This is a genomic window from Gloeobacter violaceus PCC 7421 (genome assembly GCF_000011385.1).
Classification (GTDB): domain Bacteria; phylum Cyanobacteriota; class Cyanobacteriia; order Gloeobacterales; family Gloeobacteraceae; genus Gloeobacter; species Gloeobacter violaceus.
This window is the reverse complement of the sequence record NC_005125.1, coordinates 3311695-3333287: the sequence shown is the minus strand read 5'-3', so window position 1 is coordinate 3333287 and position 21593 is coordinate 3311695. Positions and strand designations below refer to the sequence as shown.

The window sequence follows — 21593 nt, the reverse complement described above, 5'->3', positions numbered from 1 at the left end:
GTTACGAACCGGCAACCACGGTTTGTTTTTCGCCCCGAGCGAAGGCCACCGCCAGATCCACTTCGTAGGGACTGCCGATGACGAGTGGCACCCGCTGGTGGAGTGTCTTGGGCTCGATATCGAGGATACGCTCGGTGCCGGTGCTCGCCTTGCCCCCCGCCTGCTCGGCGATGAGCGCGAGGGGCTGGGCTTCGTAGAGCAGCCGCAGCTTGCCCTTGGGCTTGGCGACGGTGCCCGGGTAGAGAAAGATGCCCCCGGTGAGCAGCGTGCGGTGCACATCGGCGGCCAGCGAGCCGATGTAGCGGGCGGAGTAGGCTTTTTCGCCCCGGCTTTTGGCCTGCTTGAGGTAGTCGATAAAGGCGCGCGTGCCCGGCTGCCATTCGGCCGAGTAGGCGTCGTTGATGCTGTAGTAATCGCCGCGCTCGGGGATGCGGATATTCGGGTGGGAGAGGACGAATTCCCCCAGACCGGCGTCGAGGGTAAAACCGTGCACCCCCTGGCTGCTGGTGTAGACGAACATCGTGTTGGGGCCGTAGAGCACGTAGCCCGCCGCCACCTGCCCGGTGCCTTTTTGCAGCAGGCTGCTTGTCTCGTCGGTGGCGCGCGGGTTGCGCCGCTGCACCGAGAAAATCGAGGCCACCGAGACGTTCACATCGATGTTGCTGGAGCCGTCCACCGGATCGATGACCAGAGCGTAGGAACCGATCGGGCACTGGTTGGAGAGCGGCAGGGGGTCTTCGAGTTCTTCGGAGACCAGCAGGCAGACCAGATTTGTGTTCTGGAAGACGCGAATAAACGTCTCGTTGGCGTACTGGTCGAGGTGACGGACCGCTTCGCCCTGGACGTTCGTCTCGCCGGTAAAGCCCAGCACGTTTTCGACCAGGCCCGCCTGGGCGAGCTGACGCGAAATCAGTTTGGCCGCCAGGCTGATCTGCACCATCAGGCCGCTAAATTCGCCGGTGGCGTCGGGATTGAGCGCCTGCTGGGAAAGGATGTGCTGGTAGAGGGTGATGCCCTTGGTGAGCGGGGTGAGGGGCGTGGTGTCCATCGGTTAAAACTGCCGCAAGAAGCGCAGGTCGTTGGTATAGAACAGGCGAATGTCGTTGATGTCGTACAGCAGCATGGCGATGCGCTCGATGCCCATGCCCGCCGCAAAGCCCTGGACCTTCTCGGGGTTGTAGCCCACCGCCTGAAAGACGTTCGGGTCCACCATGCCGCAGCCCGCGATCTCCAGCCAGCCGGTGTGGGAGCAGGTGCGGCAACCCTTGCCGTCGCAGAAGCGGCACTGCACGTCCACCTCCGCCGAAGGTTCGGTGAACGGAAAGAAACTCGGCCGAAAGCGCACCGGCCGGTCGCCGAACATTTCCTGGGTAAAGAAGGTGAGGGTGCCCTTGAGGTCTCCGAAGGTGATCTCCTCGTCCACCGCCAGCAGCTCCAGCTGGTGGAAGACCGGCGAGTGGCGGTTGGTCACCTGATCGCGGCGGTAGACGCGGCCGGGCACGCAGATGCGCACGGGCGGGTCGTTCTCTTCCATGTAGCGAATTTGCACCGAGGAAGTCTGGGTGCGCAGGACCAGCCCGTCGCTCAGGTAAAACGTGTCCTGCATGTCGCGGGCGGGGTGATCGGCAGGGGTGTTGAGGGCCTCGAAGTTGTAGTACTCGGTCTCGATCTGCGGTCCGGAGGCGACGGTGAACCCGAGACCCACGAACACATCGACGATCCGGTCGGTGGTGGCGGTGAGCGGATGCAGGCGGCCGGGGGGCACGAAGCGGCCGGGCATCGTCACATCGAGGGCCTCGGCGACGAGACGCAGCTCGATAAGCTGGTCTTGCAGGTGGGTCTGCTGGGCAGCGAGCGCCTCCTCGACCCGGGCTTTCACCTGGTTGACCAGGGCGCCCACGACCGGCCGCTCCTCGGCGGGTAGCCTGGCCATGCCGCCCAGAAGCGCCGAAAGCTTGCCTTTTTTGCCCAAAAAGTCGACGCGGATGCGCTCCAGGATGGTCAGATCCGCCGCTTCGCGGATCGCTTTGAGGGCTTCGAGCTGGAGCGCGTCGAGTTGCTGCTGCATAGGAGTATCGAAGTACCTGAACAATCTTATCGCGCACCGTGACCCCTTGCCCTCGGTGCTAGGATGGGAAAGCATCGTAACAAGTCAAAGGTCCGGGAGTGGTGGGCAACGCCCTGCAGGCTCGGACAATAGCCTGTAGAAGCGTTTATCACGCTGGAGGTCAACAACGAATGGCGAAGCGCCGCAACCAGAAGAAAGAAAAAGCCCTACGCAACCGGGCCAACGCACGCAAATATCGCAAAAAACAGGTCACCGGCCGCTACGGGCGGCGTTCCGCCGGTCCCGGCGGCTTCGAGGACAACGACACCGGCGCCCAGGCCCCCTAGGTTCTTTCTACGGCACCTTTTTTCTGGCGGTGCTCCCCATGCAGCGACGATTCAAAAGCACGATAGTCGCGATGCTGGCGGGGGCCGCCCTGATTTTTTGGCCATGTCGCACCGTCGATGCCCAGGGGGTTCCTGTCCTCATCGACACGGCGCTTCCCAGCGGCAATCTGGAGCAGGAGTACCGCTACACCCTGCGGGTGGTGGGCGGCACGGCTCCCTATACCTGGTCGGTAATTGGCGGGTCACTGCCCAACGGCCTGACCCTCGACAGCAATAGCGGTCAGCTCGTGGGCACCCCCAACACCACCAATATCAACAACACTTTTACCGTTCAAACCACCGACAGTGCCGGGCTCACCGCCACGCGCACCTTCACCTTCGCCGTGGCGGGCCGCGGTTACCGGCTCGAACCGGCCGTGGGCAATCTGACGGTGTTGCAGGGGCGCACCGCCAGTCTGCCGCTGCAGGTGGTGGGCGAAGCGCCGCAGGTCACTTCCCCCATCGGTTTCAACTTGCTCACCGCCCCACCGGCGGGTGTGGTGGCCGCCTTCGAGCCGCCGCAACTGGCGAGTACCGGCGGGCCGGTCAACTTCGTGGTCGCAGCCGAAGCGACAGCCGCCCCCGGCACCTATCCGCTGAATATCTCCGCAGTCAGTCCCCCTTACCAGCAATCGGCCACTATCAATCTGATCGTCCAGCCGCCGCCGCCCGAGATCACCGGTTTCAGCCCGCCCGGCGGTCTCCCCGGCACGGCCGTGACCGTGCGCGGCACGCGCCTCACCGGTACCACCGCCCTCACCATCGGCGGCCGGCGGGCCAATTTCACGGTGCTTTCGGCCACCCAATTGAGTGTTGTAGTGCCTGCCGGAGCCGCCACCGGCCGCATCGTCGCTTCCACCCCGGCGGGCAACGCCACCAGCGCCGCCGATTTCGTCGTTCCCACGTTCAAACTGATAGTCAACCCGGCGGTTGTCGCCGTGCGTCCGGGCCAGGAAGCGGTCTTCGCCGTGGGCATTACCGGTCGCCTGGACAGCCTCGTCGATCTCGAATTGGGAGGGTTGCCCGACGACTGGAACGCCCAGTACACCCCCGATTTTCTAGATGGCCAGAATACCCGCTCTCAACTGCGGGTACAGGCGCCCTCGGACGCCAATCTGGGGGACTACGCGCTGACAGTGGCCGCGAACGTCGTGCGCGCCACGGCCACCGTGCGCATCGTGGGCATCGCTCCGCGCCTGACGCGGCTTACCCCCGTACGCGGTCCGGCAGGAACGGTGGTCACCCTTTCGGGGCAGAACTTTCAGCCAGGCGTCCGCTTACAAATCGGCACAGTGGACCTCGCGGTACTTTCTGTCAGCGATACTCAGGTGCAGGCGCGCGTCCCACTAGGTGCCACCACAGGCCGCATCCGGCTTCTCAACCCCGACGACCAGCAGGCCACCACCAGCACCGTCTTCGTGGTCGAAGCTGCCACGAATCCGCCGGGCCAGCCCTAAAGGGCGGCAGTATTTCTAAGGAGGGTGGCTTAGGGGAGGTTGTGCTGTCGGTGGCCGGCTGCGCCTCCACTGCAAAGTCAAACAGGAGCAGCGGCGGCGTCCGGACCGGCCGCCACAGCACTGCTGACCTCGCTGGGCGGGGCGCTCGGGAGGTGCCTTTCGATGCGCGCTCCCAGCGCCTGCAACTTCCGTTCGATGCTCTCATAGCCGCGATCGAGGTGGTGCAGTCCGGCAATCGTCGTCGTGCCGTGGGCGGCGAGCCCCGCGATTACCAGCGCCGCCGAGGCGCGCAAATCCGTGGCCACCACCGGCGCTCCCGACAGCTTGAGCACCCCGCGCACGATGGCATGGCCCGAGCGCACCCGGATGTCGGCCCCCAAACGATTGAGTTCGGGGACGTGCATCAGGCGGTTCTCAAAGACGGTCTCCGAGATGATGCTGGTGCCCTCGCTCACCGCCAGCACGCTCATAAACTGCGCCTGCATGTCGGTGGGAAAACCCGGAAACGGCAACGTCTCGATGTCGGTGGCGGCCATCACCCGGCCGGGGCTCACCTCCAGTGTGCCCGGTCCGACCAGATTGACCACCGAACCCATCTCCCGCAACTTGGCAAGCACCGCCGCGAGGTGCTCGGGGAAGACCGGCCCGATGCGCAGGGTCGAACGGGTGATGGCGGCGGCGGCCATAAACGTGCCCGTCTCGATGCGGTCGGGAATGACGTGGTACTCGCTGCCGTGCAGGCGGGGCACACCGCTGATCACGATGGTTTTGCTGCCCGCCCCGCGGATGTGGGCGCCCATCGAGCGGCAGAAGTTGGCGAGGTCCACCACCTCGGGCTCCTGGGCGGCGTTCTCGATCACGGTCTCGCCCTCGGCGAGGGTGGCCGCCATCATGATCGTTTCGGTGGCTCCCACGCTCGGGTAATCGAGATAGATGCGCCCCCCGCGCAATTTGCGCGCGCGCGCTTCGACGATGCCATGCTCGATGCGCACCTGGGCGCCGAGCGCCTGCAGACCCCGCACGTGCAAGTCCACCGGCCGCGCTCCGATGGCGCAACCGCCCGGCAGCGGAATGCGCGCCATCCCAAGCCGGGCCAGGATCGGCCCCAGAATAAAAAAGCTGGCGCGCAGGCTGTTGACCAGTTCGTAGGGGGCGCGGTGCACGCTCAAAAAGCGCGGATCGATATCGAGGGTATTGGCGGCGACCGGCTTGACGCGCACCCCCAGCGATTCGAGAATCGCGCTCATCATGCGGATGTCCGCCAGCTTCGGCACGTTGTGCAGCCGGCAGGGCTCCATGGTCAGCAGTGAGGCGGCCATCAGCGCCAAGGAAGAGTTCTTGGCCCCGCTGATGGTGACCTCGCCACTTAATCGGTAGCCTCCCTCAATCTGTAAATACGGGTCCGTTAGTTTCGCTGGGGCAGGACTCGACTGGGGCAGGGAAGGCTCGATTCCCATGGGTTCGGTAATTGGTGGTGTGTGGATACCCCAGATTGTAAGGGAAAGATCGCTGGAAAATCTGCCCTATTCTGTGGAGATGTAAGGCCCCGGCCAAAGTCAGGCGAGCGTTGCGGGCAGAAGCGTGCGGCGCAGCAGGCGAGCCAGTTCGCGCTCCAGGAGGCGGCCTGCAACCCGGCGGCTCAAGTCGCGGCCCTCGGGCTTGAGGATGAGCTTGCCCAAAATCGAGACCGATTTGCGCAAGTCGAGCTTGGGATCCTCACGCAGCAAGGACCAGAGCCTTTCGAGATTCTGTAGACCGCTCGCTTTGCCGCCCGGGACGTTGGGGTTGACGGTGCTCGCGGAGGTCAGTTCGTCGATGAGCTTCTCGCGGATCGAAGCGCCCCGCTCGGAGAGCAAAAATTCGGCCGCCTGGTCGAGGGCACGGTTGATGTCGTAGTCCCTGGCGCTTCTGGCGTTGCGCACAAGATTCTCGAGGCGGTTCCAGCGAAAGGAGCCGTCCTTGAACAACAATTCGCTCAGCGAAGCGCGCAGTTCGGGGGCGTTGTCGGTGAGCAGGCGGCGGGCCACGTAGGGGTAGGCGACTTCGAGCACCTTGAAGTCCGGGTCCACCGAGATGGCGATCCCTTCGAGGGTCACCAGTGAACGAATGATCAGCGCAAAAAAGGCGGGCACCCGAAACGGCAGGTCGTACATCATCGAGGACATGTTGTCGGTGATGCTCTTGATGTTGAGGCTGCCGACGCTAGAGCCCAGAGCCTGGCCAAAAACTACCGCCAGCACCGGTACGATGGGCTTCAGGTCTTGATCGGGTTTGAGAAAACCGAGTTTGACGTAATCGCGCGCCAGCCCGTCGAAGTCGCGATTGACCATGTGGACGATGGCCTCGATCAGGCCGTAGCGCTGGGCGGGTTCCACCTCGCTCATCATCCCGAAGTCGAGATAGGCGAGCCTGCCGTCGGCCATCACCAGCAAATTGCCCGGGTGGGGATCGGCGTGGAAGAAGCCGTGCTCCAGCAGCTGCCTCAGCGAGCACTGCACACCGTTTTCGATCACCTTGCGGGCATTGAGGCCCGCCCGCTGGATATCCTCCAGGCGAGTGAGCTTGAGGCCGTCGATCCACTCCATGGTCAGCACTTGGCGGCAGGTGTAATCCCAGTAGATGCGCGGCACATAAACTTCGGGCATCTCGGTGAAACAGGCGGCGAAGCGCTCGGCGTTCTTGCCCTCCTGGACGTAGTCCATCTCCTCGAAGAGCTTGCGGCCGAATTCGTCGAGGATGGCCTGCAGATCGCTTTTGACCTGAGGGACGTTGCGCTCGACCCAGCCGAGCAATCCCCGCTGCAAATAAAGATCCAGGCTCACCAGCGGAATCAAATTGGGGCGCTGTACCTTGACGGCTACCCGCTCGCCGGTGGTGAGCCTGGCGCGGTAGACCTGACCCAAGGAAGCGGCGGCGATGGGCACCTCGTCGAATTCGGCGTAGATTTCGTGGGGATCGCGCCCGAGCCCGGCGCGGATGAGCGCGTAGGCTTCTGCGTTGGGCACCGGCGGCAGGCGGTCCTGCAACAGCGTCAACTCGTCAAGGTAGACCGGCGGCACCAGATCGGGCCGGGTCGAAAGCGCCTGACCAATCTTGATATAGGTCGGCCCCAGGCGGGTGAGGATCTCGCGCAGGCGCACCGCCCGCTTTAGCTGATGGCGGGCGACCGTACCGGTGAGGCGATCCCACTGCACCTGCAGCGCAAAACCGACAAAAGGCAGCAATGTCTGAAAAAAGCGCCACAACACCCGGCCGAAGCGCCGCTCGGCATAGCGGGCAATCAGGTCCGGGTCGTAGGACTTGAAGGGCAAGTCGGGGGCGGCAGCGCTGGGGAGGCCGGCCCCCGGGCGGGTCAGCGCGGCGCTCTCGAAGCGCGGTTCGACGGTTGACTCGTTAAGGGCTCGCATGTAATAAAGGTTAACATTTCGGCGGGACTTTCTCTACTGCCTGGGGAACAGATACAGTTGAGCGACGGCCGGGGAGACGATGTGAGCGAGCAGGCACAGATTTTTACCGACGACCTCTCGCCGGAGGTGGCCGGTACGTACTTGCAAAGTGGGCTTCTGGCGGTAGACTCCGAGGCGATGGGGCTGTTGCCCCACCGCGATCGGCTGTGCCTGGTGCAACTGTGCGACGAGGCGGGTCTGGTGAGTCTGGTGCGCCTGAGTGCCGGTCTGACCCAGGCTTCGCAGTTGCAAAAAGTGCTCGAAGCGCCCGCGGTGATCAAGCTGTTTCATTACGCCCGCTTCGATGTCGCCATGCTGCGCCACCACCTGGGTATCCGCGTGCAGCCTATCGTCTGCACCAAGGTGGCGAGCAAGCTGGCGCGCACCTACAGCCCCAGACACGGCCTGAAGGATCTGGTTCTGGAGACGGTGGGAGTGGAACTGGACAAATCCGCCCAGAGTTCGGACTGGGGGGCGGTGCTGGAATTGTCCGAGGAACAGTTGCGCTACGCCGCCAACGACGTGCGCTATTTGATCCCCGCCTGGCGCAAGCTGGAGACGATGCTTAGACGCGAGGGGCGCTTCGAGCTTGCCCGGCGCTGTTTCGCGCACCTCGAGACCCAGGTGGATTTGGATCTTCTGGGTTACAGCAGCGTCTTCGAGCATTAACAAAGTGCTCCCCAGGTTAGATGGCGACGGAGACAGTCTCTGTAATCTAATGGGGGTGCCCGCTTCTTCACGGGGGTGGCGCACGTATGTGTATTAGTGACGGTGCACCCTGTCTGGCGCCGCCTCCTGCCCTCCTATGATCCAGTCTGCCGAACGCATCTTGGTCGTTGACGACCTGCCTGACAACATCGCCCTGGTCCAATTTCTGCTGGCGAGCGAGGGTTACGAAATCGAAACGGCAAGTTCCGGTGCGGAGTGCCTTGCTCGGGTTTACAAAAATTCCCCGGATCTGCTGCTGCTTGACGTGATGATGCCCGGGATGGACGGCTACGAAGTCACCCGTCGCCTGAAGAGCGACGGGCATCTGCCCTTTTTGCCGATTTTGCTGGTGACTGCCTCTGACCGCCCAAGTGCGGTCCTGGGTCTCGACGCTGGGGCGGACGAGTTTATCCGCAAGCCGATCGAGCCGGACGAATTGCTCGCCCGGGTGCGTTCACTGCTGCGCCTCAAGCGGTCGATCAGCGAACGCGACAACATCGCCCGCCAGCGCGAAGATTTTGTGGCCCGCCTCGCCCACGACCTGCGCACCCCCCTGGTGGCCGCCGACCGCATGTTCAACCTGCTGGGTCAGGGAGCGCTCGGACCGATGCCGCCCTCGATGGCCGAGACGGTAGACATCATGGCCCGCTCCAACAGCAACCTGCTGGCACTGGTGCGCACGTTGCTGGATGTCTACCGCTACGAGGCCGGGGCCAAAAAGCTGCATTTTCAGCCGGTCGATGTCATCGAATTGATGCGGCAGGTGTGCGACGAACTGGCTCCGCTCGCGGCTGAGAAGCATCTGGAGTTGTGTGCCCAACTGGAGGCGGCCCCCAAGGTGCCGGCCGACCGTCTGGAACTGCGGCGGGTGCTGACCAATTTGCTCGGCAACGCCCTCAAATTCACCGACCAGGGCGGCGTCACCGTGCGCAGCCGCCTAGAGGACGGCGGCTGCGTCCACCTCGATTTTTGCGATACCGGACCGGGGATCGCCGCGGAGGAACAGGCGTATCTGTTTCGCCGTTTTGCCCAGGGCCGCCACAACAAAGAAGGCAGCGGCATGGGTCTGCATTTGAGCCGCCAGATTGTCGAAGCCCACGGCGGCACCCTCAGTCTCACCAGTGCTCCCGGCAAAGGCAGTACCTTCACGGTGACGTTACCGGCCGCGAAGTGATCGCTTATTGGTTTCGGGGAGCAAACACCCGGCCAAGGGGCCGGGGGGGAGAAGAGAGCAGCGCGTAGGCCCGCCGCGAATCGAGGCTGACATCGGTCGGCCGGGGCGGGGTCGAAGGATAGTCTCTACCCGAGGCGGCCAGGATCAAACGCGTGTCCCAGCCGAAGTGGCCCGCCAGCAGTATCCCCAGGGCGTGGCGCGATAGGCGCTCAGGCCCGCCCAGGTGCAGCAGCCCGGATTGTCCCGCCTCCACCAGTTCGAGCAGGGCCGCAGCCAGATCCGGGGCGTACACCGGCGAGCGAAATTCGTCTGTGAACAAGTTCGCCCGTTTTCCGGCGGCCAGTTGGGCTCCCAGGCGCTCCTCGACGCTGCGCGCGCCCGACGGGCTTGGTCCCAAAAGCAGCGAAGTGCGAACGACCAACGCCCCCCCGTCCCCCAGTTCCAGCACTCGCTGCTCAGCCGCCATCTTGGTGCGGCCGTAGCAGCCGAGTGGGCTGGGGAGGCTTTCCTCGCAGTAGGGAGCCTCCCGGCCGTCGAAGACCAGGTCGGTGGAGACGAACACGAAGCGGCAGCCTGTGCGGCCGGCCGTGCGGGCGAGCGCTTCGGTCGCTGCGACATTGACGCGCAACGCCACGGTGGGATTGGCTTCGCACTGGGCCGCTTCGCTAATCGCCGCGCAATGGACGAGGGCGTCGGGGCGGTACCGTCCGACAAAAGCTTCAAGCTCCGAAAGATCCTCCAAGGCCAGGTCCAACTGCGGTTGCTCGATAGGGAGCGGGCAGCGATGACGGCTTACCGTACCCACCACTTCCCAACCGCTTTGCAGTGCCCGGGAGGCGACCTGAAAACCGAGCAGGCCGCTAGCGCCCGTGATCAGCAGGCGCTTGGGCACCGGTGCTCACTCGGGAGACGGGCGTTGCGGTCCGCACCTGCTGCAGCGAAGGGGTTGCCCGCAGCGAGGTGTCGGCGAGGCTGATCAGCGGCGGGAACAAGATTCCCAGCACGACGGTCGCCACCGTCGTAATCAACATGCCGGCTTTGAGGGTCTGGATGCCGTCTTGATCGCCCGCCTCGGAATAAGCGAGCACCTGGGGAGACGGTTCTTTGACCAGCATCAGCTTGACGACGCGCACGTAGTAATAAATCGATGCCACCGAGGTGACCAGGCCGAAGAAAACGAGTGTATAGGCCTGGGACTGCACCGCCGCCCAAAACAGGTACAACTTGCCGAAAAAGCCCGCGAGCGGCGGAATGCCCGCCAAGGAAAGCAGGCACAAACTGAGCACCAGCGTCAGGAACGGATCTTTCTGGTAGAGGCCGCTGTAGGCGGTGATCTCGTCGGTGCCGGTGCGCAGGCTGAAGAGCACCACCGCCATGAACGCCCCCAGGTTCATAAACAAGTAGGTGCCGATGTAGAGGATCATGCTGCTGTAGCCTTCCTGGGTGCCGATGGCAAGGCCGATCATCACATAACCGGCCTGGGCGATCGACGAGTAGGCGAGCATGCGCTTCATGCTGGTCTGGGCGATGGCCACCACGTTGCCCAGCACCATACTGAGGATGGCCAGAAGCACAAAGAGCGTCTGCCACTGCTCAGAAAAGCCCGGGTAGGCCGAGGTCATAAAGCGGATGGCCAGGGCGAAACCGGCGGCTTTCGAACCGACCGACAAAAAAGCGACCACCGGCGTGGGCGATCCTTCGTAAACGTCGGGGGTCCACTGGTGGAAGGGCACTGCCGAGAGCTTGAAGCAGATGCCCGCCGCCACCAGGACCAGCGACAGCAAGGCCGGAAAACCCAGATTCACGATGCGCGGGGCGATCTCGGTCAGCTGCGTCTGGCCGCCGGAAAACCCATACAGCAGCGACATGCCGTACAGGAAGATACCGGAACTGGCCGCACCGATGAGCAAATACTTGAGCGAAGCTTCGTTAGAGCGCTTGTCGAGCTTGGCGTAGCCCGAGAGCAGATAACTGGTGATACTGAGCAACTCCAGAGCCACGAAGATCATCGCCATCTCCGAGGAGCCCGACAGCAGCATCGCCCCGAGGGTCGCCCCCAATAGCAGCACATAAAATTCGGCCGTCGCCAGACTCGATTGGTTGATGTAGCGCACCGACATCAGCACCGTGAGGGCGGCCGAGATCAAAATAAAGGCGCGAAAAACGACGCTCAGCGGATCGGCGGTGAAGCTGCCCAGAAAACTCACCGGATTTTCGAGAATCCACATCGGCAGCAGCGTGGCGGTGGCAATTCCCAACCCCAAAAGTGCCAGATAAGGAAGCGACCAGGAAGCCTTGCGGCCCGAGATCAAATCCACCAGCAACACCACAATCAGGGTGATGGTGACGATGTATTCGGGCCAGAGTGTCCCGGCGTTGAGTGCGGCCAGATCGATGTTCATGGGCAGAGTTTGCGCCTGTTGCGGAAGCTGTCACCTGTCATCGTACTTTACGTTGGCGGCGACCCACAGGAGCCCTGTGCGCCGTGGGCGCCGGGATGTGTTATCGTAATTGCGATCGGGACAAGCGTTCACCACTCGCGGCAGGTTGACCATGGCGATCATCTCCTCCCGTCCTTCCGGAGCTGAGGGCGAACCGGCCAAATCGCGCACCGCCCCCGCCGAACCCGCCCAACGCTCCCGCACGGCGGTGCAGTCCGAGCGCGCCCACGAGGACCAGCACGAGGAGAGCCTCAGGCCCAAGAACCTTGTCGACTACGCCGGTCAAAAAGATCTCAAAGCCGTCCTGGGCATCGCCGTGGCCGCCGCCAAAAGTCGGGGCGAATCGCTCGATCACCTGCTGTTTTATGGACCGCCGGGACTGGGCAAGACGAGCATTTCGCTGATTCTGGCGCGCGAGATGAACGTGCAGATTCACCTCACCACCGCCCCTGCCCTCGAGCGTCCCCGCGACATCGCGGGTCTGCTCGTCAAACTCCGGCGCGGCGATATTTTGTTCATCGACGAAATTCACCGCCTGCCCCGGCTCACCGAGGAGATTCTCTACCCGGCCATGGAGGACTATCGCCTCGACATCACGATCGGCAAGGGACAAAACGCCCGGATTACCAGCGTGCCGCTGCCGCGCTTCACGCTCATCGGGGCCACCACCCGCGTCGGTGCCCTCAGTTCGCCGCTGCGCGACCGCTTCGGCCTGATTCAGCGTTTGCGCTTTTACGATGTCGAAGAACTCGCGGGGATCATTGTCCGCAACGCTGCCTTACTGAACATTTCGATCGATGAGCCTGGAGCAGCTGAGATCGCCCGCCGCGCCCGGGGCACCCCGCGCATCGCCAACCGGCTGCTCAAGCGCGTGCGCGACTACGCCCAGGTCGAAGGGGACGGGCGGATCACCGAGCCGGTCGCCTGTGCGGCGCTGGAATTATTCGAAGTGGACCCGCGCGGGCTCGACTGGACCGATCGCCGCCTGCTTGCCACCCTCATCGAGCACTACAACGGCGGCCCGGTGGGCGTCGAGTCCCTTGCCGCCGCCACCGGCGAAGACACCCAGACCATCGAAGAGGTCTACGAGCCCTATCTGATGCAAATCGGCTACCTGCTGCGCACCGCCCGCGGCCGGATGGCCTCCCCCGCCGCCTACCGCCACTTGGGCTATGCGCCGCCCCAGCGCTTCGAGCAGGTCAGTCTGCTGGACAGCATTGACTCCGCGCACGGGCGCAACTGACCGGTCAAAATAGAAAGACCCTGAAGATCCCGGCGATGATCGATCCCAGCGAGGCCAAAGCCATTATTGAGAAGTACTTCGCCGAGGTCACAGGCGAACAGTTCGAGCATGATCTTCGTCAATGGTGCCCAGAAGTGTTCGATGAGCGCTACTTTACCTCAAAATCGACCTTCGCATCCATCATGTTCGAATCATTGCAAAGACAAACAAGGGGAGCCAGCCTAATGACTCAATCGGCACCGCCACCCTCGCCAAAAGACCACTTACCCACCATGTACGACCTACCGAGCGAAGCGCTGGAGGAGCCAGGCTTGCCTGACGAATTTCATATTCTCCAACCGCAACTGCTCTCGGCGACCTTTCGGCCGACGGCCTGCCCACAGGAAGAAATTTTCACCGCCGGCGATCTGAATTTCTACTACGACCTGCGCCACCTGCTCTGGTACAAACGCCCGGACTGGTTTGCGGTGATCGGTGTGCCCAGCCTTTACGAAGAGCGGGAACTGCGGCGCAGCTACGTGTTATGGCAAGAAGGGATAGCCCCAACGGTTGTCATTGAGTTTCTTTCACCAAGTACAGAAGCGGAGGATCTTGGCCGGTCGAGCTGCGGGGCGGACGAACCGCCGACCAAGTGGCAGGTCTACGAGCGCATCCTGCGGGTGCCCTACTACATCGTCTTTGACGGGGATGTCGGTCGAATGCGGCTATTTCAACTGCTTGGCATCCGTTATCAGGAGGTGACGCTCGCTGAGCCCCGCTTCTGGTTTGAGGAGTTGGGGATTGGGATTGGTCTGTGGCGGGGCTTCTGGCTCAAGCTCGAACGGCCTTGGTTGCGCTGGTTTGACGAGCGGGGCCAATGGATCGCGACTCCCGAGGAGGAGCAGCGGCATCGAGCCGAGCAGGCCGAGCAAGAGGCCGAGCAGTTGCGCGAGGAGATGGAGCGGCTGAAGGTGCAATTGCGCTCGCTCGGTCTGCAGCCGGACCGCGGACCGGCTGCCTAAAGGACTCGTTTCGAGTCGGCAGCGTATCCTGGCGCATACAAAACTTACATTTTTTGCCCGCGTTCATCGGTGCCCCCTCCTCCAGGCCATGGCATTCCCCCGATAGATCACCCCCCGCGCCAGGCCGGAAAAATGTTCTCCCGACGCTGCAATAGTGGCATGACAAGGCTTGCAAGCGCTGTGGGCCGACGGGGAACCGCAGGGGGGTGGTCCGCTGCCACTGAATAGAATGTATAATTCACTACAGCACAGAAGACCGTTTTAACAGGTTCGACGGGTTCGAGGTATATGGCACAGGCTGTCCGATTCTCTATTGACTACATCCGCGGCGAAGTGCGCCACCGGCTCGAGGCTGGCAAGGTGCTGCGTTCCCAGCCGGTCTCGGCGCTCGGCGCTTTTTATGCGCCCGCCGAATGGCAGGCGATGTGCGAGGAGCTGGAATTGCTCGATGTACGGCTTTGCGATCCCCTGGCCGAGTTGCTGGGCCGCGAGGAATGGGCCAACGACTAGAATGCCTACAGTCGAGATTGGGCATTATTCGTGGTTCCACCTGTCAAGCATCGTCTGTCGGAGCGCGCCCTCGCGGTTGTTCCCTCGCTGATTCGCGACGCCTCGCGCTACTGCGACGAACTCGGGGCGCTGAATTTGGCCCAGGGATTGCCGGATTTTGCGGCTCCCGCCTTTTTGAAGGAGGCGGCCCAGCGGGCGATCGCCGCCGACCGCAACCAGTACTGTGACCCATGGGGACTGGCGCAGTTGCGCGAGGCCATCGCCGCCAAGTGCACCAGGGACAACGCTCTGGCAGTCGATCCGGCCACGCAGGTGACGGTCTGTTGCGGAGCGACCGAGGGGATCAATCTGGCGCTGATGGCATTGCTCGACCCGGGCGACGAAGTCGTGGTCTTCTCGCCTTTTTACGAGAACTACCGGCCGAATCTGGCCACAGTCGAGGCAAAGCCCCGCTACGTGCCGCTCAGTGCCCCGGACTGGCGTGTCGATGAGGCGGTGCTCGAACGGGCCTTTGCCGGTACCGCGCCCCGGGCAGTGATTGTCAACAACCCCGCCAATCCGACCGGCAAAGTCTGGTCGCGTCAGGAACTGGAACTGGTGGCCCGCTACTGCGAGCGCCATGACGCCTACGCGATCACCGACGAGATTTACGAGTACATCCTCTACGACGGGGCGGAGCATATCTCGCTGGCCTCGCTCGCGGGGATGGCCGAGCGCACGGTGACAGTCAGCGGGCTGTCGAAGACTTTTTGTGTGACCGGCTGGCGACTGGGTTATGTGATCGCCTCAGAACCCCTGACCGCCGCCATCCGCAGGCTGCACGACTTTTTGACCATCTGCGCTCCGGCACCGATGCAGCATGCCGCAGTCGCTGCCCTCGAAGCGCCTGCCGACTACTACGCCGATTTGCGCCGCCTCTACCAGGCCAAGCGCGACCGGTTGGTGACGGCGCTGTACCGCAGCGGGTTTGAGCCGGTACGACCGGCTGGGGCTTATTATGTCTGGACCGATGCCGGGGTGCTCGGGGCCAAAAACGCCCTGGCGGCGGCCGGACGCCTCGCCGTCGAAGCGGGGATCGCGGCGGTGCCCGGGGATTGTTTTTTGCCGCCGGGTCATCCCAACTGCAATTTGCGCTTTTGCTATGCCAAGAGCGACGAGACCCTGGCCGCCGCCGTCGAACGGCTCGATCGCTGGAGCGGCCATGGCTGAGCGGCGGGTGCGCTATACCAAGTCCAACCTGCCCAGCAAGATCTGTGCGGTCTGCGGTTTGCCTTTTGAATGGCGGCGCAAGTGGGCCGACTGTTGGGACGAGGTGAAGTACTGCTCCGAACGCTGTCGCCGCGGCCGAGCGCACTAGGGCGGCGCTTCGGGGGTGGGCAGCCACCGCCTATGATGGAATAGATCCGCTCGATTACATCGAAACGCTATGGAATATCGGGACTACTACGAGATACTGGGTGTTCCTAAGTCTGCCGATGAGCAGCAGATCAAAAGCACCTACCGCAAACTGGCTCGGCAGTTCCATCCCGACCTCAATCCGGGCGACAAGCAGGCGGAAGAAAAATTCAAGACGATCTCCGAAGCCTACGAGGTGCTCTCCGACCCGAGCAAGCGCAGCCGCTACGATCAATACGGTCGCTACTGGCAACAGGCGGGCCGCTCCGGCGGCACCCCGGCGGGTGGTGCCGCCCCGGCCGGGGCAGGCGTGGGGGGCTTCGAGGGATTCGACTTTGACTTTAGCCGCTTCGGCAGCTTCGACGAATTTATCGACTCGCTGATGGGCAATCTGCGCGGGAGCGGCGGCGAGCGCGCGGCTCGGGCGAACGTGCGCACCACCCAGCGCCCGGGCCGCAGCGAAGACGTCGAGATGTCCCTCGAACTGACGCTCGAAGAAGCGCTGAACGGCACCAAAAAGCGCGTGCGCACCGCCACGGGCAAAGTGGTCGAGGTCAACATCCCCGCCGGGGTCCACGAAGGCACCAAGGTGCGGGTGGCGGGCGAGGGCAGCGGCCGGGGCGATTTGTTTCTGGTCGTCAAGCTCAAGACCCACCCGTTTTTTGCGGTCGATGGCGACGATTTGCTCTGTGAAGTGCCCCTGACCCCCGCCGAGGCGGCCCTCGGCACCAAAGTCGAAGTGCCGACCCTCACCGGCCGCGTGCGGGTGACGATCCCGGCCGGCACCTCCACCGGCCGCACACTGCGCCTCGCGGGCCGCGGTCTGCCGCGCCGGGGGGGCGGCCGGGGCGACCAGTTGGTCAAAATCCGCATCGAGGTGCCGACGGCACTGTCCTCGGAGGAGCGCGACCTGTACGAGAAGCTCTCCCGCACCGAGTCCTTTCGTCCCCGCGCCCGCTTCGACAGCCAGTAAGCCATGCCTCCCAAGCTCTCCTCGCCCCCGGATCCCCGCTCGCCCGTCTACCGCGCCCTGCGCGACAAGATCAACTTTGCCCTGCACGTGGGCATCTTTGCCGCCGTCAACTCGGGGGTGGCGTTTTTCGCGCGCTTTTACAGTGCCGAGTGGCCCTGGCAGGGGTGGCTCCTGGGATTTTGGGCGCTCGCCCTGGTGGCCCACGGCATCTACGTCTTCGGAATTGCCCGCTACAGCGAGACTTGAAGATTGCCGCCTTAGAATGGGTCTTGGTTAACGAGGCTTCGCAACACCCATGACCCGCATCCTTGCTCTCAATCCCGGCGGCATCGGGGACCAGGTGCTCTTTTTTCCCACCCTGCGGGGACTGCGCGAGCGCTTCGCCCAGTCGCGCATCGAGGTTGTCGTCGAACCCCGTTCGCAGGGCGCCTACCGGGTATGCCCGAGTGTCAACGAAACGCTGACCTTCGACTTTAAGGGCGACCCGAGTCTGGCGGACTGGATGAATCTGATTGGCATCCTGCGCGACCGGCGCTACGACGCCGTGCTCTCGGTGGGCAGCTCCAGCCTCGTCGCTCTGCTGTTGTGGATGACCGGCATCCCGAAGCGGGTAGGCTACAGCGCCTGGATCACCGAACGGTTTTTGACCGACTCGGTGCCGCTGAACCGCGATCAGTACGCAGCGCAGATGTACCACGACCTGCTGCAGGGTTTTGGCATCCAGCGCGCCTTCACCCCGCCCCAGGCTGCGGTCTACTCCGAGGACGAGCGCTGGGCCACCCAGGCCCTTGCCTCGCTGGGCGGGCGCAAGCCCCTGTTGCTGCACCCGGGGGCCAGCAAGCTCGCCGAACTGAAGGGCATCCGCAAGCTCTACCCCGCCGCCCAATGGGCGCAGGTGGTGCAGAAACTGCTCGTCAAAGAAGCGGACCTGCCGTTTTTCGTCGTCCAGGGGCCGGAGGACAGCGAACTGGTGACGGCCATCAAGGGGGAACTGGCGGATCAGGCCCGCTTTGTCCAGCCCCCGGACGTGGGGAAGCTCACCGCCCTCATCGAGCGCTCGCGCCTGCTGTTGTGCGTCGACTCGGCACCGATGCACCTGGCGGTGGCCACCGGCACTCCCCTGGTCGCTCTGTTTGGCCCTACCCTGCCCACCAAGCTGCTGCCGGAGGAGCCTAAGTACGTCGCCCTCGTTTCACCCGAGCGCGACAAAGTCGAGCGCATCCCGGTCGAGACGGTTGCCGCCGCGGCCATCAAGCTCTTGGCCAAAACGCCGGTCGCCTGAAAGCCAATTGGGAGTGGACAATGGAGCTAAGCGGGCTCGAACCGCTGACCTCCGCAATGCCATTGCGGCGCTCTACCAGCTGAGCTATAGCCCCAGACGTGCATTTTCCATATTTACACAGACGCCAATGGGCCGTCAACGTCCAACTCCCACCCGCTTCTGCCCGATGATCACCATTGCACCCGCCGACTACCGGGCCAACGTGCTCTGCACCCTGCAGATGACCCCGACCATCTGGTCGATTTATCTGGCGCTCGAAGGAGAAACGTCCTTTCGGTTCTTGCCCGGTCAGGCGGTCTGGCCGCGCTTCGAGCGCGAGGGCCGCATCTTCACCAAGATTTATTCGATTGCCTCCAGTCCCGCGCTGGTGCCGGAGATTGAACTGTGCATCTCCCGGGTGGGCTGGGCCTCCAATTTTATGTGTCGGCTCAAACCCGGCGATACGATCGAGTTGCGCGGTCCCTACGGCATGATGACCCTCGAATCGGTGCCCGAGCGCGATGTGGTCTACGTCGCCGAGGGCTCGGGGATCGCACCCATCAAATCCCATATCGAGTGGCTGTTTGCGCAGGAAAACCCGCCCAACGTCTGGCTTTTTTATGGCGGCAACGACCCGGGGGAGATTGCCTACCATGCGCTCTGGAAGGATCTGGCTGCCCACAATCTCAAGTTTCGCTATATTCCGACGGTACGCACCGGGGCCGGCGAAGAATTCGAGCCGGGCAGCGCCGAGGAGGCCGTGGCCGCCTTTATCAAACGCCCCGAGGCGCTCCAGGTCGATATTTGCGCCGTCGAAGACCGGGTGGACGAAATTAAACGGGCACTTCTGGAGCAGGGCTTCGACCCGGCCCACCTGCGCACGGAGCGATTCTGCTCTTACTGAACTCGAGCACCGCGACGCACTTGCCGGCCGGGTGCGTTGAGTGCCGGGGCTGTCTGCGCCCAAATCGCCGTGGTCTGCGGACAGGATTAGTGGGTACAGAGCCAGGCGTGGAAGATCGCAGCCTCGCGCTGCTTGCCGATCCAGCGCGCCCGATTCTGGCCGGTCAGGGCAATCACCATCGCCTGGTGCTGCCCGGCGCGGTCACCGATCGCTTCGAAGTGCCGGTAGAGCGCATCGATCTTGGCCACCGAAGCGCGGGCCGCTTCGAGATCTTTAAAAGACAGCACACCCCGGAAGTAGGGCGAGTAGGCGTTCTGGTCCTTGGCGGTCGTGGTGTACAGGTCGAAGTAACCCTCCAGCAATCCCGCCTGGGCGAGCACCTGGGCCACGTAGGAGGGACGGGCCTCGGTGTGGGCGGCGATCTCGACAGGATCGCGCAGGCCGGAGTCGAACCATTCCAGGATCCGGGCTTTTTTGGTGCGCGCGGGAAGTTTCTGCGATCTGTCCCTCGCTTCGCTTGTCGGTTCCGTTGGCGATTCCAGGATTTCTTCTTTTGCCATTTGAAAATACCTGTCCAGAAAAAATAGGTGCGAACCTACGGCGTTTTTTACGACGAGAAGACAACATCGAGGGGCGCTGAAACGCAATAAATTACCGCACCTCTCTTCTTTTATTATCGCAAATCAACTGCCCATCAAACAGGGGTAAGCGGACTTAAGAATATCCATACAATATATTGCTATTTTCACGATAGACTCTGGCTTCGGCGGCTGTCCTCTTCATTGCGGCAGAGTCCGGATGATCCCGGTGAGGCAACTGCAGGCAAGATGTAGACATGGCAAAAAACAAGCGAACTTCCCAGACTCCGAGGCAGATCCCCCCGGGTCTGCCGCCTGTCGGACCCAACCGGGTGGTCCGCCTCGATCCCCAGGCAGTGCTTGAAGCCGGCAACCGCGTGCGCATCGTCGATTGTCGCAGTGCCTCCGAGCGGCGGCTGATGACGATTGCGGGCGCGGTACCCTTCGATGCGCGCAACTTCGAAATCAACAATCCCAACAAGGGTGTGCCGGTGGTGTGCGTGAGTTGGCTGGGCGGGCGAAGCCTGGTGGCTGCTTACCGGTTGGCCAAACAGGGCTACACGGCCTACGACCTCAAAGGCGGCCTGGCGGCCTGGAAAACAGCCGGTTACCCGACAATTCGCGCTTTGTGACGGCGGCTGCCTGGTTCTGGGGCGTAGGCCCATGGAATCTTGGGCTGAACATCATTGCGGCTGGGCGAGCTTCAAGACAATCTTGTAAGCTTCGCGGATCTCCGTGGCCACATCCACCAGTTCTTTGGCGCACTCGGCGCGAGCGGTCTCCTGCCCGGCTGTGAACCAACCGGTCGAACGCTCCCGCAGCGCGTCGAGCTTGCGCATTTGGGCGTGCAGGATGCGGGCGGCGTCGCGGTGCGGCTCCGGCAGCGAAGGCAAAAACGTTTCTTCGAAGTGGCGCGTCAGGTCGGCGTGGATCGGCATGGCGAATATTGTGAGCGTTTCATCACTAATGGCAAAGTCCTCCGGCAAGTACAGTAGCAACGAATACGGACTCCCTGCCGCCGGGGTGGGTCAATGGCGCCACACGCCCCGCCCCGCCAAGGAGGATGCCTAAATGCGCAGGATTGTCGTCGCCGCTTTGCTCTGGATGGGCTTGGCCACCCCGGCCTTTGCCGCCCCGCTCAAAATCGGCTACAGCGCCTGGCCAGGCTGGTTCCCCTGGAAGGTGGCCGAAGCAAAGGGCCTGTTTAAGAAAAACGGCGTCGAGGTGCAGATGGTCTGGTTCGAGGGGTACGCCGACTCGATTACCGCCCTGGTAGCGGGCAAGCTGGACGCCAACTGCCAGACGCTCAACGACACGATCGCCCCCGCCGCCGCCGGGGCCAAACTCAAAGTCGTCCTCACCAACGACAACTCCGCGGGCAACGATCAGATCATCGTCAAAAAAGAAATCGCCTCCATCAAAGATCTCAAGGGCAAAAAGCTCGGCGCCGAACTGGGCACGGTGGACCACTATCTGTTGCTGTTAGGTCTGCAAAAAGAAGGACTCACCCAAAAGGACATTCAATTTACGCCCATCGAAACCGGTGCCGCCGCCGCTGCCTTCGCCGCCGGTCGCCTCGACGGGGTAGGGGTATTTGCCCCCTTTACCACCAAGGCCCTGAGCACCGGCAAGGGAAAAGTACTCTTCAGCTCCAAGGAATTTCCTGGCGCCATCTCCGATCATCTGGTGCTGCGCGAGGAGGTGGTCAAAGCCCGTCCGGGCGAGATCGAGAAAATCGTCAAGACCTGGTTTGACACCCTCGACTACATCAAGAAGAACCCCGAAGAGTCGCTTCAGATCATGGCCAAGCAGGCGGGTACGAGCGTGGCAGAGTACAAGTCCTACGACAGCGGCACGCGCATCTTCAACCTGGAGCAGAACCTCGTCACTTTCGCTCCCGAGACCAAAGACCCGATCAACCTGCGCTACCAGTCGAAGATCATCGCCGACTTTTTGGTCAAATCGGGCCTTGCCAAAACCAAACCGGACACCGCCGTGCTCTTTGAGGACAAGTTCGTCAGGGCGCTCAAACCCTAGAGCAGGGGTCAGTGTTAAATGGTCGTCCAGCG

General features: G+C 63.1%; 23 protein-coding genes and 1 tRNA gene. 15 read left to right on the top strand and 9 right to left on the bottom strand.

All coding sequences use genetic code 11. From position 1 onward, the window contains the following. Position 1 precedes the first annotated feature (1 nt). On the bottom strand, positions 2-1048 hold the full coding sequence (gene fbp, locus GLL_RS16135; protein ID WP_011143122.1) for a class 1 fructose-bisphosphatase: 1047 nt from the start codon (positions 1046-1048) through the stop codon (positions 2-4). Positions 1049-1051: 3 nt separating this feature from the next. After that, on the bottom strand, positions 1052-2068 hold the full coding sequence (pheS, locus tag GLL_RS16130; RefSeq protein ID WP_011143121.1) for a phenylalanine--tRNA ligase subunit alpha: 1017 nt from the start codon (positions 2066-2068) through the stop codon (positions 1052-1054). Between the two features lie 170 nt (positions 2069-2238). On the opposite strand from pheS, the gene GLL_RS22860 reads away from it, so the two are divergent. Both GLL_RS22860 and GLL_RS16125 read left to right on the top strand, forming a co-directional pair. Continuing rightward, the gene (locus tag GLL_RS22860) at positions 2239-2394 is read left to right on the top strand and encodes a hypothetical protein (RefSeq protein WP_011143120.1); all 156 of its coding nucleotides are present in this window, start codon (positions 2239-2241) and stop codon (positions 2392-2394) included. A 38-nt stretch (positions 2395-2432) separates the two neighbouring features. Next, positions 2433-3890 carry an IPT/TIG domain-containing protein gene (locus GLL_RS16125; protein ID WP_164929197.1) on the top strand — a complete coding sequence of 486 codons (1458 nt, stop codon included), beginning with the start codon at positions 2433-2435 and terminating at the stop codon, positions 3888-3890. Between the two features lie 77 nt (positions 3891-3967). On the opposite strand, the gene murA is transcribed toward GLL_RS16125, so the two are convergent. Continuing rightward, a complete protein-coding gene (murA, locus tag GLL_RS16120; protein ID WP_011143118.1) occupies positions 3968-5347 on the bottom strand; it encodes a UDP-N-acetylglucosamine 1-carboxyvinyltransferase in 1380 nt (459 codons plus the stop codon). 99 nt (positions 5348-5446) lie between these two features. Further along, positions 5447-7297: an ABC1 kinase family protein gene (locus GLL_RS16115; protein ID WP_011143117.1), complete on the bottom strand. Its 1851-nt coding sequence runs from the start codon at positions 7295-7297 to the stop codon at positions 5447-5449. A gap of 81 nt (positions 7298-7378) precedes the next feature. On the opposite strand from GLL_RS16115, the gene GLL_RS16110 reads away from it, so the two are divergent. Both GLL_RS16110 and GLL_RS16105 read left to right on the top strand, forming a co-directional pair. Further along, positions 7379-8005 carry a ribonuclease D gene (locus GLL_RS16110; RefSeq protein ID WP_011143116.1) on the top strand — a complete coding sequence of 209 codons (627 nt, stop codon included), beginning with the start codon at positions 7379-7381 and terminating at the stop codon, positions 8003-8005. Between the two features lie 136 nt (positions 8006-8141). Next, the gene (locus GLL_RS16105) at positions 8142-9218 is read left to right on the top strand and encodes an ATP-binding response regulator (protein ID WP_011143115.1); all 1077 of its coding nucleotides are present in this window, start codon (positions 8142-8144) and stop codon (positions 9216-9218) included. Between the two features lie 4 nt (positions 9219-9222). Here the strand turns inward: GLL_RS16105 and GLL_RS16100 are convergent, their stop codons facing one another. Beyond that, a complete protein-coding gene (locus GLL_RS16100; protein ID WP_011143114.1) occupies positions 9223-10110 on the bottom strand; it encodes a dTDP-4-dehydrorhamnose reductase family protein in 888 nt (295 codons plus the stop codon). Further along, on the bottom strand, positions 10079-11620 hold the full coding sequence (locus GLL_RS16095; RefSeq protein ID WP_011143113.1) for an NAD(P)H-quinone oxidoreductase subunit N: 1542 nt from the start codon (positions 11618-11620) through the stop codon (positions 10079-10081). The genes GLL_RS16100 and GLL_RS16095 overlap by 32 nt, the downstream gene beginning before the upstream one ends. 151 nt (positions 11621-11771) lie before the next feature. On the opposite strand from GLL_RS16095, the gene ruvB reads away from it, so the two are divergent. The 8 genes from ruvB to GLL_RS16055 all read left to right on the top strand — a co-directional run bounded on the left by ruvB (position 11772) and on the right by GLL_RS16055 (position 18063). Further along, positions 11772-12902: a Holliday junction branch migration DNA helicase RuvB gene (ruvB, locus tag GLL_RS16090; RefSeq protein ID WP_011143112.1), complete on the top strand. Its 1131-nt coding sequence runs from the start codon at positions 11772-11774 to the stop codon at positions 12900-12902. Positions 12903-13126: 224 nt separating this feature from the next. Further along, a complete protein-coding gene (locus GLL_RS16085; RefSeq protein ID WP_164929196.1) occupies positions 13127-13903 on the top strand; it encodes a Uma2 family endonuclease in 777 nt (258 codons plus the stop codon). 288 nt (positions 13904-14191) lie between these two features. After that, positions 14192-14413 carry a DUF4327 family protein gene (locus tag GLL_RS16080; RefSeq protein ID WP_011143110.1) on the top strand — a complete coding sequence of 74 codons (222 nt, stop codon included), beginning with the start codon at positions 14192-14194 and terminating at the stop codon, positions 14411-14413. Positions 14414-14443: 30 nt separating this feature from the next. After that, a complete protein-coding gene (locus tag GLL_RS16075; protein WP_011143109.1) occupies positions 14444-15622 on the top strand; it encodes a pyridoxal phosphate-dependent aminotransferase in 1179 nt (392 codons plus the stop codon). Further along, on the top strand, positions 15615-15770 hold the full coding sequence (locus GLL_RS16070) for a DUF2256 domain-containing protein (RefSeq protein ID WP_164929195.1): 156 nt from the start codon (positions 15615-15617) through the stop codon (positions 15768-15770). The genes GLL_RS16075 and GLL_RS16070 overlap by 8 nt, the downstream gene beginning before the upstream one ends. A gap of 69 nt (positions 15771-15839) precedes the next feature. After that, positions 15840-16781: a DnaJ C-terminal domain-containing protein gene (locus tag GLL_RS16065; protein WP_011143107.1), complete on the top strand. Its 942-nt coding sequence runs from the start codon at positions 15840-15842 to the stop codon at positions 16779-16781. A gap of 3 nt (positions 16782-16784) precedes the next feature. Further along, positions 16785-17027 (top strand): 2TM domain-containing protein, encoded by a 243-nt coding sequence (locus GLL_RS16060; RefSeq protein ID WP_011143106.1) that lies wholly within the window; start codon positions 16785-16787, stop codon positions 17025-17027. Between the two features lie 49 nt (positions 17028-17076). Further along, on the top strand, positions 17077-18063 hold the full coding sequence (locus tag GLL_RS16055) for a glycosyltransferase family 9 protein (protein ID WP_011143105.1): 987 nt from the start codon (positions 17077-17079) through the stop codon (positions 18061-18063). 21 nt (positions 18064-18084) lie between these two features. Here the strand turns inward: GLL_RS16055 and GLL_RS16050 are convergent. Then, positions 18085-18157, bottom strand: a tRNA-Ala gene (locus GLL_RS16050). A gap of 72 nt (positions 18158-18229) precedes the next feature. Here GLL_RS16050 and GLL_RS16045 point away from each other — a divergent pair. Beyond that, on the top strand, positions 18230-18946 hold the full coding sequence (locus GLL_RS16045) for a ferredoxin--NADP reductase (RefSeq protein ID WP_164929194.1): 717 nt from the start codon (positions 18230-18232) through the stop codon (positions 18944-18946). Positions 18947-19032: 86 nt separating this feature from the next. Here GLL_RS16045 and GLL_RS16040 read toward each other — a convergent pair whose 3' ends face one another. Beyond that, positions 19033-19506: a hypothetical protein gene (locus tag GLL_RS16040; RefSeq protein ID WP_011143103.1), complete on the bottom strand. Its 474-nt coding sequence runs from the start codon at positions 19504-19506 to the stop codon at positions 19033-19035. Between the two features lie 275 nt (positions 19507-19781). Between GLL_RS16040 and GLL_RS16035 the strand changes: the two genes are divergently transcribed. Beyond that, entirely contained in the window at positions 19782-20156 is a 375-nt protein-coding gene (locus GLL_RS16035) for a rhodanese-like domain-containing protein (RefSeq protein WP_011143102.1), read from the top strand. 51 nt (positions 20157-20207) lie between these two features. Here the strand turns inward: GLL_RS16035 and GLL_RS16030 are convergent, their stop codons facing one another. Beyond that, complete coding sequence (locus GLL_RS16030; RefSeq protein WP_164929193.1) at positions 20208-20522, bottom strand: hypothetical protein; 315 nt, start codon at positions 20520-20522, stop codon at positions 20208-20210. Between the two features lie 73 nt (positions 20523-20595). Here GLL_RS16030 and GLL_RS16025 point away from each other — a divergent pair, with 73 nt between their 5' ends. Then, on the top strand, positions 20596-21561 hold the full coding sequence (locus tag GLL_RS16025) for an ABC transporter substrate-binding protein (protein WP_011143100.1): 966 nt from the start codon (positions 20596-20598) through the stop codon (positions 21559-21561). The last annotated feature ends 32 nt before the right edge of the window (positions 21562-21593 follow it).